The following is a 17,040-nucleotide window of genomic DNA, read 5'->3' as shown; positions in this document are numbered from 1 at the left end:
CTAACAGTTGGTATTACTTCAGAACCGGTGCACCGGCGTAGTCGGCTAGCCACTGATCGGCTAGTTCTTGCAGCTTGCCACTGGCGCGCAGGCGGTCAACCGCTGCGGTAACAGCTGCGGTTAGAGGGCTGTCCTTGTCTAGCACTAGGCCAAACTGGTCGCCCACAGCAGCACCTGAAAGCTGACCAACAATCTTGCCGCCGGTTAGCTCAACTGCGGTTAGGTAAAGCGCGGTTGGCAGGTCAACCACGATGGCGTCAATCTGGCCGGCCTCTAGAGCAGCCTTTGCGTCATCGTTTGAGTTGAATGCCTTTGCGCCTGCGGTTGGCTTGATCACTGATTCGATGGCAGCAAAGCTGGTGGTTCCGGTGGCGGCACCAATCTGCAAGCCCTTTAGCTCTGCAACGGTGGTTGCACCGGCAGCTGCTGAACCCTCAACGGTGATCACAGTCTGGGTGGTCTCATAGTACGGGCTCGAGAAGTCAACGGCAGCCTTGCGCTCATCGGTGATTGAATACTGCTGCAAGTTGAAGTCAAAGTTCTTTAGGCCAGGCGCAATTGCCTCGTCAAAAGTGGTGCGCACCCAAACAACATCGCTGGCGGCAAAGCCAAGCTCTTCGGCAACGGCATAGGCAACGGCAGCTTCAAAGCCCTCGCCAGACTCTGGGGCGTCGCCAACAACCCATGGCTCATAGGCTGGCTCGCCGGTTCCGATGGTTAGCTTGCCGGCGGTCAGGGTCGGCAGTGCGTCAGTTGACTCGGTTGGCTCTGGGGTGGCTGATGCGCAACCGGCTAGTAGCAGGGCGGTGGCGGTGGCCAGGGCAACTAGCCCGGTCTTGAAACGCTTTGATGATGTCATGCGATGCTCCCTCAATGAATTGTGTTCTTAGGTGGTGAATTCAGGTTTGTGCCTGCGAATTCCTTTGAGATAACTCTGCCTGCACCCACTGACGTTGGCAAACTTGTTTACCCTCTGTTACTCAGGTTTAACACTTCGGCATCAGTCACCTGACCAAACTCGGCGTAGTGCTCGCCAACCGAACCCAGGTGCTCTGGGGTCAGCGGGCAAATAAATTCGTCAACTAATTGGGTGAATTCAGGCACCGATTCTTTGGGCGCCACCGGCACCGCCAAAACCACCTTGCCAGGTTTCAATGATTTGAGCGCCAGCAACGCAGCCTTGATCGATGCTCCGGTGGCAATACCGTCGTCAACCACAATCACTGTTTTGCCATCGAGGTTAGGAAACTCCCGATTACCTCTATATAGATGTTCACGTCGGGCAAGCTCGGCGGCCTCAGACTCGCGCACTTGATTGATTTGCTCGTCACTGATTGCGTGCCTCTCCAAAACATCTGGGTTCAGATAGCAGGCACCGCCCGGGCCAATTGCACCAAAGGCAAACTCGGGGTCAAAAGGCATACCCAGTTTGCGCACTATTAGAAGGTCTAATGCAACACCGCTTTGCCTCGCAACCTCACTCGCCACCGGGACCCCACCGCGCGGAAGCGCAAGCACGATTGCGTTGGCCGGGTTTGGGCCCAAGCGCGCGATGACCGCGCCGGCAAGTTGCTGCCCGGCGTCAGTGCGGTTGCGGTAAAAAGTCATTCGGTCTTTTTCTCAAGAGCATCGATGATTGCTTCGGTCGACCAGAGAAAGAAACTTGAAGTCAGCCAGATTCCTCCGGCGTAGGCCCAAAGGCTACTGAAGAACCCGGCAACTGAAATCCAGAAGGCCATGGCTGGGTCACTAGAGGCTGACCCATTTAGCTGCAGAATTACCTGGGCTATAAATGCAACTACGCTGATGCCGATTGATCCGTAAAGGATATAGGCAAAGAACTTGGTGCGCTGGCGCAACTTTTTCAAACTCTTATTCATGAGGTCAATCTACTGTCGAAATGCCGCCAGGAAAAGGCTGCCTTTCCGCAGCTCAAAGTACTATTCAGATACGCGGTGAGTCGGGGCTAGATTTTCAGTTCAAGGGTCGGCGGGCCGACAGTGCAGGTTATTTCACCAACATTGAAGTAGCTGAAGTCCTCGATGTTCACGCCGACTTCAACCACCGCCGTGCCCCGCTGTCTTGGCGAATCAAGAATTAGGTCGGACCAGGTCACTCGATTTTGCTGCTCATCGCTGACAAACATCGGAATGAAGATCTGATCTGGGCACCGCGCGGTGTTTTCAACTTCGATGAAAGTGCAAGAGACAAAGTGCTCACACTCTCGCTCGGGCTCGTGCCAATTCCAGCTCAACACGTCGCTTGCAGTCGAATCGATTGGCGTAGGGTCTGCCAGCAAAGCTGAGTCTTCGGTCAGGCTTAGAAATGAAAACGCGAAGATCGCAGGCACAGCCGCTAAGGCGGCTGCAACCCCAACCCGCAGCCAAAACCGATTACGCACGACTAGCGTTCGTCACCCTCGTCAAAGTAATCGGCGGCATAACCACCCGAGTAACCCATACCCTCATAGCCACCTGGCCCAGAGTGGATGTCACCCTCGGACATGCCGCCATCGGTTGGATCAGTTGATTTACTTGCGGGAGGTGCAGGGTTTGGCCGGTTTGCGCCGACACCAAACAACACAGCCAAGCAGCCCATAGGTTTTTCACTCATGGCCAAAGCGTAGAACTGACCTCTGACAATAGGCTTCAGTTTTCAGCCGGGCTTCGTTTCTCGTACTATTTCATAGTTGGTAAACCAATTCATCGTTGGCAAACCAAGGCTCAACGGGTTGTAGCGCAGCTTGGTAGCGCACTTGTCTGGGGGACAAGGGGTCGCAGGTTCAAATCCTGTCAGCCCGACTGTAGAAACAAAAAACCAAATAGGTGGCTGTCCACCTGTCGGCCGGAGAATAACAAAGAAAACCAGCAAAACAGGCTCTCAGCACAACAATTGTCAAGACCATTGTCTTTGACACCAATCACTTTCTAGCAAACCAAAAATTTGGCTGCCATAGGCTCACAACGAGCCCCGCCCAGAGGCGCGGCAAAGTTACTAGAAAGTGTTGTGACTCATTGTTTAACAGCCAAACCAAAGCCTTCAAATTTGCATCAAAACGCGCAGCCGCCATCGCGGCAACGCTGGCCCTTGCCCTCACCGGTGTGGTTGCAATCAGCGCCTCACCAGCCCAGGCCGCAGAGCCATCGGTCAAGTACAACGTTCGTGTCAACCGCGATGTTGCCAACGGACAGACCGCCGTTGTTCGCCCAGGCGAGACCGTGAGCCTTTACGTTGCCGCCTACCTTGACACCCGCTCAAACGGATCAACCATGGTTACCGACCTTGCTGTTGGCGACCTCTTGAGCTTTGCTCCAAACCTAACCACCACCCTGACCCCGCAGAACGCACAGTTCAACTGGTATGTCACCGGTGATGGCCCTTGCTACGGCACCACCCTTCCTCAGACTCAAGAAATTGCATGGACCGAGGCAATGAAGACCTGTGGTGGCGGCGCTGGCGCCAAGTATGTCAACCCATACTGGAGTGCCCGCCTGACCAACAACACCAACGAAAATGTGACCTTTGCCGTTGCCCCGAAGCTTGTGATTCCGGGTGCAGCCGACGGCCTACCAGTTGGCACCGCCGGCCTTAACTACAACACCCAAGCAACCTTTGAGGCCAACGCGGTTACCAGTTACACCGCCACCGACTCAGACATCAACGTTCACTTTGAAACCACCGATGGCCTGTGCTTGGCCCGTGACTTAACCGTTGGTAGTGCCTTCAAGTCACGACTTCAGGTTGCAGCAAACGGCCAGCCGGTAACCACCACTGATGACGGCAGCAACACCTACGCAGACCCAAACGTGTCTGTGCGCCACTTGCCAGTTGGCGAGGCCTACGCAACTCAAACTGTGCCGGGCTCGGCCAAGGTAATTGGTTACAGCGTTGAAGCTGGCCGTGTCACCTTGACCACCGATGGCCCGCACGAATTCACTGGCACCAACGTAGACGTCAACGGCACCGGCGCGCTGCTAATCGATGCCTTCAACTCAACCTACGCCTACGCGGTAACCACCACCACGCTGACCATTCTGCAGTCGGTGGCCATGGATGACACTGCGTACACCGAGGTCACTGGTGCAACCGTGACCGGTGACGAGGGCGGCCAGTATCACCAGGTTCCGGCTGATTCTCAGGGCGTGAAGGTAAACGCCAGTGCATACGTTCAGCGCCCACTGGCCGACGCGGTTTACGCCCCAGCGCTGACCATTGTTGACAACGCTGATGGCGTTACATCTGTTGCCAGAAGCTGTGGCCCAGTTGCCCCAACCTTCACCATTGATGCTGCAAGCAGCACCTACAACAGCATCGCAGTGGTGATTGACCAAACCCCTAGTGCCACCAGCTACAGCTGCCGCGCCTACACAACCGCGGGCGTCTTGGTTTACACCGGATACCTGACCGAAGAAAACCGTGCTGCCGGCCAAAAGTGCCAGGTTTATTCACTCAGCGGTTCAACCAACTACGACGTCAAGGTGTCAGCTACCTCAAACTTTGAGGGCACCGGCCCTGAGTCAGAACCTGTATCCCACACCACGATTGCTGGCGGTGGCGGCGGAGTCTATGTTCCGCCGACCATGGTTACCCCTGAGTTAGCTGCACCTTCTGGTTCAACCTCAATCAAGGTCACTGCCCCATCACTAAAGACCATGAACTCGGCCATCACGGTGACCGACACCTCACGTGCCTATGCGGGTGCCAACGGCGATGTGTTCTATGGCTCAGCAGTTGCCGGAACCATCACCGTGGTTAACAACACCGCGGCAGGCGCAAACACCAAGTTTGCCGGTAGCGGCAAGCTAGTTATTACCGGGGCCACCACACTCAACTCAGTTGGCTGGATTGGCACCAAAGGCACTGGTTTTGCTGTGCTCTACCGCAACACCGCGTTCAACAACGTGGTCAAGTGGGGTTCACTAAACTCGGCCAGCGGCATCAAGACCACTGAAATCACCCAGGCCAAGTTGAGTGCATTCTGTACCGCAGCTGCTGGCTCTGGCTACACCGCCGGCGGACTGATCTTGACCTCGTCAGCGATGTCCGCTCCGTTTATCCGTGTCGAGTGCATGAACCCAATTGACATGACCAAGCCAAACCGCACCATCTTTGCCACGGTCTCAACCTCAAGCACCAGCCCACTGGTTAAGACCTCAGCCCAGATCACCAACTACACCAGCAGCACCTACGGCTGTGTGGCGGTATCGCTTGGAGCAAACAAGGCTGCCACCTCAAGCACCTCTGCCCTGTTGGCCGTGGCCACAACCTATGCCAAGACCGTGGTTGGTTCAAACAGCTACTGCCAGTTTGGTTCTGGTGCCGCGATTGCCAAGCGTGAGATTCTTTCAATCTCAGGTTCGGGCAAAAAGTTGGCTTCAAGCGTGCCTTCGGCAACTGTGATTCCGGCAGATGTCACCGGGTTCTCTGCGGTGCCGGGTAAGTCAAAGAACACCTGGGTGGTTCTAACCAGCGGTGTTGGCAGCCTGCAGGTAATGCCTGGCATGAAGTTCATCATGACCGTTGATTCAAAGGGCAAGGCTGTAAAGGGTAAGAACATTACCTACTCATCAGCCTCGGCTGCCAGCAACGCCAAGTTTGCCACCTACAGCACCATCGCCGCTGTTGGTCAGTTGTCTAGCGGAACCATCACCGGTGTTAGAAGCGGCAACGTGATTGGCAGCTCAAACCAGAGCTGGGCTGCGGTTTCAATCAGCCTTTCAACCGGTGTGGTGACCACCGGCCAGGCCATCACCATTACCGCAAGTTCATACACCGGCACCCAAACCTCAGCCAGAAACCTAAACATTACCTCTGCCACCAGCGACTCGAAAAAGGTAAATGTGTTTGTTCTTGCTGATGCAGTAACCAAGCAGTACAAGGCAGCAACTTGGACCTTGCCGACCAAGTAATGCGCCCATGAAGACCGCCCCGCTCTCTCCCCCAGAGGGCGGGGTTTTCTTCTAAATCACAAAAGGGATCAGCGTCTCTGATCTGAAAGAGTCAAAACTTTTGGTGTGGCTCGAATAGCGCACTAAGGTGCTCTCTTAATGCTGGGTCGCAAACATAGATGAATGTTCCCTTGATTCCGCGAGTTAGTAGTACTCGGTAAATGTTTAGGACCCAGTGTCGAACATCTTCATCTGAGTAGACGATACCTCTGGCAGCATTATTCTCACGCCCCTTCACATCGTGATAATTCTCACGAACAAAGACCACGCGTTTTGTTTCGGCGTCGTATGCAATGTCATTTCCAAGAATCACACCTGCATAATTCAAGTCATAACCCTGAATTGTGTGGATGCTTCCTACCTCTAAGTGAGATGTCGGGGAGTTCACCCAATCTGTAACTGTCTGATTCCATTGGAGAGTCATCCCATTGAGCTCGATGTCTATGGCCTCTTTGTCTTTTTTAGATGCCCAAGGCCAGGCAAATCCGGCTAGCAGCCTCGCTAATCCGTGCTGCTCGTTCAAAGCCAAAATGTCTTGTCTCATTCGAAAGGCATCGCTGTAGAAACGCAGATCGTATCCACTGAAGTCTCTCGCCGCCTCGGGTGTATCAGCGAATAGAGCCCTGACGAACTCAAGGTACTCCTTTCCGCCGGAGACTCGCATCTGCGAAGTCAGCTTAAAAAGAGACTCTTCAGCCATTGCCCTGTCGATTAGTGACTGCGTGGTGTTCAATGGCAGGTCGGCTGGCTTGATGGCCTGTGCAGTGTCAAGAAGGAGCAGTTGAATTCGGCTCTTGGTTTTGATCCAGTCGAGTTGTGTAATTGCAGGGTCGTCAGTTCCATAGAGTTTTTCATTCAGGTAAGAGAACTTCTTATTTTGAGCTGCGGATGGCTGGTTTGCTCTTTGGCCCAGACGGTGAGCTTCGTCCACGATTAGTAGGTCAAAATCGTCTGCTGAGTCAGCGGCTTCAAATGGAGTGAGAACCATTGCCTTATCGAGGCCTGGAGTTTGCGCAAACACCGTTTGAAGAGTCTTACGGAGCGCCTGCTGGGGTACGACCAAGCCAATCTTCAGGCCTCTAAGTTTCTCAGCACTTGAAGTGGTGAACAGTTCTGAAAATACTGACTCCTGTTCTGAAATCTCATCATCCTTAAATAGTGCGATGTCTCGAAGCAGCTTTATCAAGTAAATTGCCACGATTGTCTTACCTGTCCCCGGATCGCCTTGAACAATCAATTGACCGCCGCCCGATGGGCCAACCAGATCCAAGATCTTCTCGGTAATTGCAGACACCACTAACGCCTGCTCAGTATTCAGAGCTTTAAAGGGTGAGAACTTAAACAAGTTGCTGTTGACGATTTCCGGAATCGGTCTTGAAAGCAGCCCATCTCGAACCAAGGCTTCATAGAGTTCGCTGAAAGAGTCTCGGTACTTATCTCGCTCAAAGTAATTTGCGTCTGTGATTCCCGAGTTTGCGTTGAGAACCCTGTGTGTGCCATCGGCAGCGAAAAGCTTAATGAGTTGCGACTCAAGGTCGAGGCATGCCGACTTGTTGAATCTTGGATTCAAGATGATTTGCACATGGCTAAGCCCTTGTTTACCCTCTGTCTTCAGATGCTGATGTAGACGCGAAGTTGCATTGAGAGTTTCCCCAACATAAATGTGCTTCTGGTCGCTCAAGGTATAGACGACTGGCCAGTCAATGCCGACTGGGTCTGCAAGCCCCCATGTCGTGATAGCTTCATGGTCAAACGGAAACGTCTCGATCTTAAAGTCGGTCATATTTATCGCTTCGGCCGCGTGCTTTTTCAACGGGGTACTTTATGCGCGTTTTGGAAAGCTTGTTGTGGATGAGCTCAGCCGGTGCCAAACCGTAGTGGTCGGCAAGCAGTAAGCAGTAGGTCAGAACATCGGCGAGTTCATCGTTCACATTCGTTTCGTCATCCGGCTCTCCCCATTGGAATTGCTCCAATAGTTCGGCTGCCTCGATAGAGATGCTCTTGGCGAGGTTTTCTGGGCTGTGAAATTGCTGCCATTCCCGCTCAGCCACAAATTCTCTTAGTTCCTTGATGATTTCGCCAAATTCCATAAGGCAAGGCTACAAGTTGCTGCTGACAGAGTTGGTACGTTTGCAGGGTGACTGATCGAAATCCTCTGCACGTTGTAGCTGCTGTAATTGTCCGAGATTCCAAGGTGCTCGCCTGTCGACGGGCCCCACACAAGGCTGCGGCCGGAGAGTGGGAATTTCCTGGTGGGAAGGTGGAGGCTGGTGAGAAACCCCATGCAGCTTTGGCCAGGGAAATTTTTGAGGAGATGGGTATTGTTTGCAGGCCGCTCCGAACCCTAGACATCTCAGATACAAGGGTGGGTACAACTGTCGTTCGGCTCGAAACCGTGCTTTGCAAAATAGATGATTCAGCGTGTATCCAAAGCACCGACCATGATGCATTCTTATGGCTCGAGGTACGTGAACTCGCATCGATCTCATGGGCAAAACCAGACCTTCCCGCTGTTCAGCTTCTATTGGGTCAAGACAATCTTGACCCGTCATAGGCTGGAGTGTCCTGGGGTCTCGATAGTCTAAATCGATGGGGAATTCACAGCATTTCAGCGACGGGTTATACGAGCAGCTTCTCAGTGCTAATGAGGCCGAGCTCCTAGGGTCAGATCAGGCTGGAGTCATCGAAGTTGCCGATCTTGAGGCAAAAAAGCGTCTCTTTGCGCAGTATGTAGACAAATTAGTCAGGGGAAGACTCGGACAGGCGGAAAATCTTGGCGAGTTCAATTTGCTTGTCGCATCCCTTTCCGAGGCACTTGATTTTGAATTAGCAGAGGCTCAAGAAGGAGCCTTCAAGGAACTTCGTTGGTTCACTGGAGCTCCCCTATTCAATGCGGAGAGGCTCAGGAGCCTTCGACCTCTAACCCCGCTTAGTGAGCTTGCCCTATTCACGAACACTAAAGGTGAGCCCCGGATCGATCTAGAACTCGAGAGAGAGCTTGCAACCGCTGATCGAGTTGAGATTCTTGTTTCTTTCATAAAGATGTCGGGATTGCGGCTACTAGATGGTCAGCTAAAAAAGCTCAGGGATCGAAACGTTCCTGTTCGATTGATCACAACAACCTACATGGGTGCAACGGATAAGAAAGCAATCGATCGCCTAGTTAATGATTTGGGTGTTGAGGTGCGCATCGACTTGCTGCCGGTGTCCAATCGCCTTCACGCCAAAGCCTGGCTGTTTCATCGGAATTCTGGTTTTTCAACTGCTTACATCGGAAGCTCAAATATGAGCTATTCAGCACTCACCACTGGATCAGAGTGGAATGTTCGACTTTCGGAGGCGAAGGCACCGGAACTTTTTGCAAAGTTTCAGGCAGCATTCGATACTTATTGGGAGTCTGGTGATTATCGCCACTATTCGACTGCCAAATATGGCGACGCTCTCGAAGAGGCGCTTGCTAGACAGTCAAAGAGCGCCCCGACCGACCAATTTCTCTTGCCGAGCCTTGAAGTAACAGCCAGACCTCACCAGTTGCGGATGCTTGAAGAGCTTGCTGTTGCGCGGGAAGTCTTCGGGCATACTCGTAACCTAGTCGTTGCAGCCACTGGCACTGGGAAAACTGTATTGGCTGCGCTTGATTACAAGCGTCTTATTCGTGCCGGCCGACCGAGACCCACTCTGTTGTTTGTCGCCCACCGCCAAGAAATTTTGCAGCAGGCTCTTGTAACGTTCAGGCAGGTTCTTGGTGACTCCCACTTTGGTGAGCTACTTGTGGACGGCCAACGACCTAAGGAATGGCGCCACGTCTTCGGCTCAATTCAGTCACTTGGGCGAGGCAAAATTCAAGAGCTCGCTGCGGATCACTTCGAACACATAATTATCGATGAATTCCACCATGCAGAGGCAGCTTCCTATCGAGCCCTCTTCGATAGTTTGGACGCCTCGCAGGTAGTTGGATTAACCGCTACTCCGGAGCGAGCAGACGGCGTTGATCAAATTTGGCAGGAGGTTTTTGGTGGTCGAATTGCTACGGAATTGAGGTTATGGGATGCATTGGGCCAAGACCTGCTAGCCCCATTCCATTATTTTGGCTTGGGAGAGGAGCTAGATTACCGTCAGCTTCCTTGGGTTTCTGGTCGGTATGAATCAAAAACTCTAAATAATTTGGTTACTTCCAATACTTTCAGGAACAAAAGGGTACTGAGAGAAATAAACAACAAGGTGCCGGACATCTCCAAGATTAAGGCGTTGATATTTTGCGTATCAGTTGAACACGCAAATCAGGTAGCCCAAGAGTTCACGCAAATGGGGGTCAGGACTAAAGCTGTCACTGGGGTCACATCGAATCGGAACCTAATTATTCAAGAGCTTAGGTCGGGGTTCATCCAGGCAATATCCACAGTTGATGTTTTCAATGAGGGCGTGGACATTCCAGAAGTAGACACCGTTATCCTGTTGCGGCCCACAGAGAGTCCGGTGGTCTTTTTGCAGCAGATTGGCCGTGGCCTCAGGTGTTCACCTGGCAAAGATCATGTCCTAATTTTGGACTTTATCGGTGCACATCGGGCCGAATACAGAATGGATACCAAGTTCGCTGCTCTCACCGGAAGAACTCGTTCCGAAGTTATTCAAAATCTTCAAGAGGGATTCCCCTACCTTCCTTCGGGAAGCGCAATTCAGCTAGACGGTCTCAGCCAGGAATACATACTCGATCTACTCAAGCGTCAAATATCACCGAGTTGGCAGAGGCTTGTGCAGGAAATAAAAAGCGCTGGCACAACTGACTTTCACAGTTATCTCGAGGCCAGTGGCCGCGAAAGCTTTGAAATTTACAGAGGAAGCGGAAGAAGTTGGGTAAACGCATTGTCGGAAGCCAAACTTGTTGATTTTGAAATATCCTCCATAGATGAATCGCTCCTTAGGAGGATTCCCAAGTTGCTGCACATCGATGACACCAACCGTTTGGATGGGTTTTCGAGATTGTTAGCCTCAAATGGCCCCACTTGGGCGGAACTCTCTGGCTCAGACCGTCGATTGGCGAGCATGTTGTTCTGGAACCTCTTCGACGATGGCAGAAGGCCCTGGGATAAATCCGAATGGCAGTCCATTGACGAAGCCCTAGATGTTCTTCGAGGTTCGGAGGTGTTCAAATTTGAGGCGGCAAACCTATTTGCAGTGCTTAGGCACAGAATTAAACACGTTGGTGGCGCTTTCAAACTCGCCAGTGGTCAGCATCCGTTCTTAGTTCATGCCACCTATTCACGAGCGGAGCTGTTGGCTGGTCTCGGCTACGCGCACTTGCCAGGGAGCTCCATTTATGAGAATGGGACCCGACGGGTTCTGTCTGGATCTGTTGCAGGTGTTTATTACATACCTGAGGCCAAGGTCGATGTGTTGTTTGTGAATCTTCAGAAAGACAGTTCGATCTCAGACTCGATCCGATATCACGACTATGCGATTTCTCCTGAGTTATTCCACTGGGATTCACAGAACAAGACCAGCGTCGAATCAACGGTTGGGCAACGATACATTTCCCAGAGAAACTCAGGGCGTGATGTGCTTCTTGCTATGAGGGAAAAGGCAACGGGTCCAAACGGAACGATAAATTTCAAGCTAATCGGCCCCGTTGATTACCTAAGGCATCAAGGGTCGAAACCCATATCCATTTGGTGGGAATTACGTTTTCCTATGGATCCGGATTCCTTCGAAATGGCCGCTGCCGCGAAGGTCAGTTAAGGAAGGTAGCGAGAACCCTTTTCGTTCCGGCCCATGGTAGAGCTGGGAAAGCGCCCGAGCTTAGTTCTCGCAAGCAATACCATCTTTGTCTCGGTCCATTTTGCTGATGGATTTGTAGATACTGGCGCTCACTTTAGGAGTGCGTGAAGCTTTACCACCTTTGTTCTTTATGCCTGCGGCTTTCGCGACTCCACCCGGGTACACCTTCGTGCTTCTGTGCAATTCTTGAAGCTGGCCCCTTCCGCTACTTGAATTGGCACCATCACAACAAGAACCGCCAAGAAGAAGCCAAATATTTTTTTCAAGCCTCGAAGCCTGTCCATAGCAGGCAATTGTGAGGCAAAGTACTCGAATGGCAACCCCATAGAGATTTTCCTCGTGGTTAGACTGAACGCGTTTACGCCTCTGGCGCTCTAAGTAAGGCTTTGAGCTTACTTTAGAATTAGAGAGAACATGGGGGTGTTATGAGACGAATTTTCGCAGGTGCGTTGGCTGTGATTCTGAGTGCAGTAATTGCGACGCCGACTCTCGCGGTCGTGTCAGGCAGCGAGGTAATTGATGCGGCCACGTCAAAGCCGTGGGTCGCGTCAATTTGGTTTGCAGAAAACGAAGACTCGTTGACGGATCCTCAATATTTATGCACTGGATCGCTCATTCAACAGGACATTGTGCTCACCGCAGCACACTGCATCTTAGACACTGGATTCTATTTTGTGCGACTCCAATCTGACACTTTATCGTCGAGCTCCCCAATGATTCAGGTCTCTTCCACATGGAAAAATCCCCGTTATACATCTACTAAATTCGTAAATGACATCGGTTTATTGATGTTGGCCAAACCAGTTTTAGTGCCGACTATGCCTTACGTAAAGGCAACCCAATCGGCGGCTTTGTCCAAGGTAAAAAACTTTGAAATTTATGGTTGGGGTAGCAACCAAGATGAGCAGTTGGCAACCTATCTGAGAAAAGCCAAATTATCGCTCCAGACGACTGCGGCTAAAAAAATTTACGGAAGTAAATACTTCAACGCAACAACCATGATTGCTGCTGGGACTTACATAAAAAACGAAAGGATTTACTCTGGGGGCTGCCGTGGTGATTCAGGAGGACCTCTTGTCGCAAAGATAAATGGAATTGAAACCATCGTCGGTGTAACCAGCTGGGGCTCCCGAAACTGTAACCTAAGCAGGCCAACAGTGTTCACAAAACTTTCGTATTATTCGAAGGACGTCGAACTGGGATTAGCGACGGTCAGGAAGTCAGCAGTTAGTAGTAACAGAATCCCAATTGAAAACATTTCGCCGCCTAGGGTTAGTGGATCATATCTTGCGGGAGGGGTCGTTACGTGCGACACCGGCACTTGGTCCTCGAACGTAACGAGTGTAACGGTTCGTTGGACCTCCCCTTACGAGGTCTACGGTTCAACCAATAAAACCATCGCTGTTCGAAATCCAAGTCTTTACGGTACGACCTATACATGCGTAGTCACTGCAAAAAGCGCTTATTCATCTGTTTCAGTTACAGCAGCTTCTACTTTTTATGCCCCACCTGTGGTTTCCAGTGCTCCCCTAATTTTGGGACTTTATAACGGCGTTCAAACTGCGATCGGAACCCAAGGTCGGTGTTCTTCCTATTTCTACGGCACAATCACGTCAACAACGTATGAATGGTTCTTAAGTTCAACGGCAAACTATGTCGCAGCTACTGCGCAGAGCGTTGGCAGTGGGGCCAGTTTGACAATAACTGAGGACATTAGGGTCAGGGCGACATCTGGTGAAAATTATCTGCATTGCGTTGCTACGGCCGCTAACTCAAGCGGCAGCACAAGTTCTTCAAGCTCGGTCGCACTCGCCTTTGCATTCGTTTCCAACAGCGAGAGATAACCGGCTTAAGCTGACTAACCGAATGAATATCATGCCGAAGGTTGCATAAGCTACCTTTGCAAAATGCGATCTTGCGTCAAGAGTCAATTGGTTTGAAAAAAGGGGCCCCAGCAAATCCGCCGGGGCCCCTTCAACTTCTAAAACAAATTAGCCAAACAACTCAGGCAGAGTAGCCTCGTGCGCACCGCGCAGGTCGCTTAGCTGCCAGGTGGCAAGGTCCTGAACCTCAAACTTGCCGCTGTTGTCGGTAACACCAATGCGCAGTACCGGAATACCGCGTGCCTCACACAGGCCAACAAACTTGACGTCATCTTCGCGACCAACCGAAACAATCACACGGCCGGTTGACTCTGAGAACAGGGCCGCGGTGCGGTCAACGCCGTCACGCTCCATGATCTCTCCGAGCCAAACACGGGCACCCATGTTGAATCGCAGCACGCTCTCAACCAAAGCCTGAGCCAAACCACCCTCAGATAGGTCGTGAGCTGAGGCAATCAAACCCTGCTCGCTAGCAGCAGCAATGGCCTCGGCCAACTGCTTTTCAACAGCAAGGTCAACCATCGGTGGGCGGCCACCTAGGTGACCGTGAATAACCTCAGACCAAACTGAGCCATCAAGCTCATCTTTGGTAACACCAAGTAGGTAGATGTTGTTGCCCTCGTCTTGCCATCCGCTAGGAATACGGCGCGCAACATCATCAATGACACCAAGCACACCAACCACTGGGGTTGGGTGAATAGCAACATCACCGGTCTGATTGTAGAACGAGACGTTGCCGCCGGTAACCGGAATACCCAGCTCTAGACAGCCGTCTGCCAAGCCAGCAGTTGCCTGCTTGAACTGCCACATAACCTCTGGGTTTTCTGGTGAACCAAAGTTCAAACAGTTAGTAACCGCCTTAGGGGTGGCGCCACCAACTGCAACGTTGCGGTAGGCCTCAGCCAAAGCCAACTTGGCACCCTGGTATGGGTCAAGGTAGCAGTAGCGGCCGTTGGCATCGGTGGCAATTGAGATGCCCAAACCTGAGTCTTCAGAAACACGAACCATGCCCGAGTCATCTGGCTGAGCCAACGCAGTGTTACCGCCAACATAGCGGTCGTACTGGTTGGTGATCCAGCTCTTGTCAGCCTGGTTAGGGCTGGTGATTACCTGAACCAACTGGGTTGCCAGCTCGTATGAGTTGTCGTTGTGGCGGTGCAGGCCGTGGCCATTGCCAGCTGCAACGTGAACGGTGTTGGCGTTCAGGGCATCCTGGTAAGCAGGGTAGGCAACTGGGCGCTCATAAACTGGGCCGTCGTGAGCCACGGTGCGCGGTGGCACGTTGACGATCTCTTCTTCACCCCAGTTGATGTAAAGGCGGTCCTCATTGATAACCTCACCGATTACCGAGTACTCAACCTCCCACTTGTTCACAATTGCCTCAAAAGCCTTTAGGTGCTTCTTTGGCACGATGCCCATCATGCGCTCCTGAGACTCTGACATCAGAATTTCTTCTGGGGTTAGAGATTCATCGCGCTTCAAAACATGCTGCAGCTGCACGCGCATACCGGCACCACCGTTTGATGCAAGCTCTGATGTTGCACAGCTAATACCGGCACCACCTAGGTCTTGAATACCGGCAACCACCTGTGCGTGGTAAAGCTCAAGGCAGCACTCAATCAGTACCTTCTCGGCAAATGGGTCGCCAACCTGCACCGCTGGGCGCTTGGTTGGGCCGGTTGAGTCAAAGGTCTCAGATGCCAGCACCGATACACCACCGATGCCGTCGGCACCGGTACGAGCACCGAACAAAATCACTAGGTCGCCAGGGTTTGAAGCCTTGGCCAGCTTTAGGTCTTCGTGGCGCAGGGCACCAACGCTCAGTGCGTTAACTAGCGGGTTGCCTTGGTAAACCTTGTCAAAGTAGGTCTCGCCACCGATGTTTGGTAGGCCCAGGCAGTTGCCATAGAAGCTGATGCCGTCAACCACACCGTGAACCACACGAGCGGTGTCTGGGTCGGTAGGTGCACCAAATCGTAGTTGGTCCATAACCGCGATAGGGCGTGCACCCATGGTCAAGATGTCACGGACGATACCGCCGACACCGGTTGCTGCACCCTGGAAAGGCTCAATGTATGAAGGGTGGTTGTGTGACTCAACCTTGAAGGTCACAGCCCAACCCTCGCCGACGTCAACCACACCGGCGTTCTCACCCATGCCGACCATCAGGTCTTTCTTCATTTCATCGGTGACCTTCTCGCCAAACTGACGAAGGTAAATCTTTGATGACTTGTATGAGCAGTGCTCTGACCACATAACTGAATACATAGCAAGCTCTGATGATGATGGGCGGCGGCCCAAAATTTCACGGATGCGCGCATACTCATCGGCCTTTAGACCAAGTTCTAGCCAAGGCTGGTGCTTGTCTGGGGTGATTGCTGCCTCGGCGGTGGTGTCAACGCCTGAAGGAACGAAAGTCTTTTTCTTTTTGAAAAGTGCCATGGTGTCTGAGCCTTTGCGCTTAAGCGTTTACGAGCGAGTGGATGACTGAGGTGAAGAACTTGAGGCCGTCGACGCCAGACTTCATTGCGATGTTGGTGTCTGGGCCAAAGCCTGGCTCAACCGCGTGCTCTGGGTGAGGCATTAGGCCCACCACGTTGCCGCGCTCGTTGCGTAGACCCGCGATGTCGTTCATCGAGCCGTTTGGGTTTGAGTCAAGGTAGCGGAACGCAACCAAGCCCTCGCCCTCGAGGCGCTTTAGGGTTTCTTCGTCGGCGATGTAACCGCCCTCACCGTTCTTTAGCGGAATGGTGATTTCTTCGTTTAGAGCAAACTCGTTGGTCCACGGGGTGTTGACGTTCTCAACGCGTAGGCGCTGGTCACGGCAAATAAAGTGCTGGTTCTCGTTGCGGATTAGGCCACCAGGTAGCAGGTGAGCCTCAACTAGAACCTGAAAACCGTTGCAAATGCCAAGTACTGGCAGGCCGCCGTTGGCAGCCTTGATGATCTCAGCGGTTACCGGGGCCTGGGCTGCGATAGCGCCGCAGCGAAGGTAGTCGCCGTATGAAAAACCGCCAGGTAGAACAACTGCGTCAACCTTGTGCAGGTTTGCGTCTGCGTGCCATAGGGGCACGGCCTCGGCGCCGGCTAGACGAACTGCGCGCTGAGCATCGCGGTCATCCAGGGTGCCCGGAAAAGTGACAACACCAATCTTGATGGTCATGTGGGGCCCGCCTTAGTTCTGAACGGTTACCGAGACAACGTCTTCGATAACAGCGTTAGACAAGAATGATTCGCCGATCTTTTGTGCGTCAGCAATGTCTGCGTCGGTCACTGGGCGGTCAAAGTGAAGCTCGATGCGCTTGCCGATGCGAACTGCGGTGATGTCTTTGTGGCCCTTGCGGTGAAGAGCGTTGTTCACAGACTTACCAGCTGGGTCAAGAAGAACCTCTTTTGGCATAACTTCAACGATGATTTTTGGCACAGGAACTCCT

Annotated in this window: 15 protein-coding genes and 1 tRNA gene; 5 read left to right on the top strand and 11 right to left on the bottom strand. The window is 52.5% G+C overall.

Features of this window, described 5'->3' with window-relative positions:
• Positions 1-13: 13 nt before the first annotated feature.
• The 5 genes from FFA38_RS06375 to FFA38_RS06355 all read right to left on the bottom strand — a co-directional run bounded on the left by FFA38_RS06375 (position 14) and on the right by FFA38_RS06355 (position 2,613).
• Positions 14-859, bottom strand: coding sequence for an ABC transporter substrate-binding protein (locus tag FFA38_RS06375; RefSeq protein WP_138315917.1), 846 nt, complete (start codon positions 857-859; stop codon positions 14-16).
• A gap of 107 nt (positions 860-966) precedes the next feature.
• Positions 967-1,608 carry a phosphoribosyltransferase gene (locus FFA38_RS06370; RefSeq protein ID WP_138315916.1) on the bottom strand — a complete coding sequence of 214 codons (642 nt, stop codon included), beginning with the start codon at positions 1,606-1,608 and terminating at the stop codon, positions 967-969.
• Positions 1,605-1,880 (bottom strand): hypothetical protein, encoded by a 276-nt coding sequence (locus tag FFA38_RS06365; RefSeq protein WP_138315915.1) that lies wholly within the window; start codon positions 1,878-1,880, stop codon positions 1,605-1,607. Before FFA38_RS06365 ends, FFA38_RS06370 begins: the two co-directional genes overlap by 4 nt.
• A gap of 86 nt (positions 1,881-1,966) precedes the next feature.
• The gene (locus FFA38_RS06360) at positions 1,967-2,401 is read right to left on the bottom strand and encodes a hypothetical protein (protein WP_138315914.1); all 435 of its coding nucleotides are present in this window, start codon (positions 2,399-2,401) and stop codon (positions 1,967-1,969) included.
• 2 nt (positions 2,402-2,403) lie between these two features.
• Positions 2,404-2,613: a hypothetical protein gene (locus tag FFA38_RS06355; protein WP_138315913.1), complete on the bottom strand. Its 210-nt coding sequence runs from the start codon at positions 2,611-2,613 to the stop codon at positions 2,404-2,406.
• Between the two features lie 114 nt (positions 2,614-2,727).
• On the opposite strand from FFA38_RS06355, the gene FFA38_RS06350 reads away from it, so the two are divergent.
• Together FFA38_RS06350 and FFA38_RS06345 are read left to right on the top strand one after the other, a co-directional pair.
• Positions 2,728-2,801, top strand: a tRNA-Pro gene (locus FFA38_RS06350).
• Between the two features lie 213 nt (positions 2,802-3,014).
• Complete coding sequence (locus FFA38_RS06345; protein WP_138315912.1) at positions 3,015-5,909, top strand: hypothetical protein; 2,895 nt, start codon at positions 3,015-3,017, stop codon at positions 5,907-5,909.
• Between the two features lie 91 nt (positions 5,910-6,000).
• Here FFA38_RS06345 and FFA38_RS06340 read toward each other — a convergent pair whose 3' ends face one another.
• Both FFA38_RS06340 and FFA38_RS06335 read right to left on the bottom strand, forming a co-directional pair.
• Positions 6,001-7,731: a DUF2075 domain-containing protein gene (locus tag FFA38_RS06340; RefSeq protein ID WP_138315911.1), complete on the bottom strand. Its 1,731-nt coding sequence runs from the start codon at positions 7,729-7,731 to the stop codon at positions 6,001-6,003.
• A complete protein-coding gene (locus tag FFA38_RS06335; protein ID WP_138315910.1) occupies positions 7,718-8,038 on the bottom strand; it encodes a nucleotide pyrophosphohydrolase in 321 nt (106 codons plus the stop codon). The genes FFA38_RS06340 and FFA38_RS06335 overlap by 14 nt, the downstream gene beginning before the upstream one ends.
• A 47-nt stretch (positions 8,039-8,085) precedes the next feature.
• Between FFA38_RS06335 and FFA38_RS06330 the strand changes: the two genes are divergently transcribed.
• Together FFA38_RS06330 and FFA38_RS06325 are read left to right on the top strand one after the other, a co-directional pair.
• The gene (locus FFA38_RS06330; RefSeq protein WP_138315909.1) at positions 8,086-8,502 is read left to right on the top strand and encodes a (deoxy)nucleoside triphosphate pyrophosphohydrolase; all 417 of its coding nucleotides are present in this window, start codon (positions 8,086-8,088) and stop codon (positions 8,500-8,502) included.
• Between the two features lie 35 nt (positions 8,503-8,537).
• Complete coding sequence (locus FFA38_RS06325; protein WP_138315908.1) at positions 8,538-11,684, top strand: DUF3427 domain-containing protein; 3,147 nt, start codon at positions 8,538-8,540, stop codon at positions 11,682-11,684.
• Between the two features lie 60 nt (positions 11,685-11,744).
• On the opposite strand, the gene FFA38_RS07030 is transcribed toward FFA38_RS06325, so the two are convergent.
• Positions 11,745-11,816: an excalibur calcium-binding domain-containing protein gene (locus FFA38_RS07030; RefSeq protein WP_419247548.1), complete on the bottom strand. Its 72-nt coding sequence runs from the start codon at positions 11,814-11,816 to the stop codon at positions 11,745-11,747.
• A 332-nt stretch (positions 11,817-12,148) separates the two neighbouring features.
• Here FFA38_RS07030 and FFA38_RS06315 point away from each other — a divergent pair, with 332 nt between their 5' ends.
• Positions 12,149-13,567, top strand: coding sequence for a S1 family peptidase (locus FFA38_RS06315; protein WP_138315907.1), 1,419 nt, complete (start codon positions 12,149-12,151; stop codon positions 13,565-13,567).
• Positions 13,568-13,714: 147 nt separating this feature from the next.
• On the opposite strand, the gene purL is transcribed toward FFA38_RS06315, so the two are convergent.
• Genes purL through purS form a run of 3 tightly spaced genes read right to left on the bottom strand, consistent with a single transcriptional unit; the run spans position 13,715 to position 17,030 of the window.
• The gene (gene purL / locus FFA38_RS06310; RefSeq protein ID WP_138315906.1) at positions 13,715-16,048 is read right to left on the bottom strand and encodes a phosphoribosylformylglycinamidine synthase subunit PurL; all 2,334 of its coding nucleotides are present in this window, start codon (positions 16,046-16,048) and stop codon (positions 13,715-13,717) included.
• 19 nt (positions 16,049-16,067) lie between these two features.
• A complete protein-coding gene (purQ, locus tag FFA38_RS06305) occupies positions 16,068-16,769 on the bottom strand; it encodes a phosphoribosylformylglycinamidine synthase subunit PurQ (protein WP_138315905.1) in 702 nt (233 codons plus the stop codon).
• A 12-nt stretch (positions 16,770-16,781) separates the two neighbouring features.
• Positions 16,782-17,030 (bottom strand): phosphoribosylformylglycinamidine synthase subunit PurS, encoded by a 249-nt coding sequence (gene purS, locus FFA38_RS06300; RefSeq protein WP_138275905.1) that lies wholly within the window; start codon positions 17,028-17,030, stop codon positions 16,782-16,784.
• Positions 17,031-17,040: the final 10 nt, after the last annotated feature.

Origin of the sequence: Rhodoluna limnophila (assembly GCF_005845365.1) — a bacterium.
Taxonomy (GTDB): Bacteria; Actinomycetota; Actinomycetes; order Actinomycetales; family Microbacteriaceae; genus Rhodoluna; species Rhodoluna limnophila.
The sequence above is the reverse complement of the archived record's forward strand: the minus strand, read 5'-3'. Positions and strand labels throughout refer to the sequence as shown.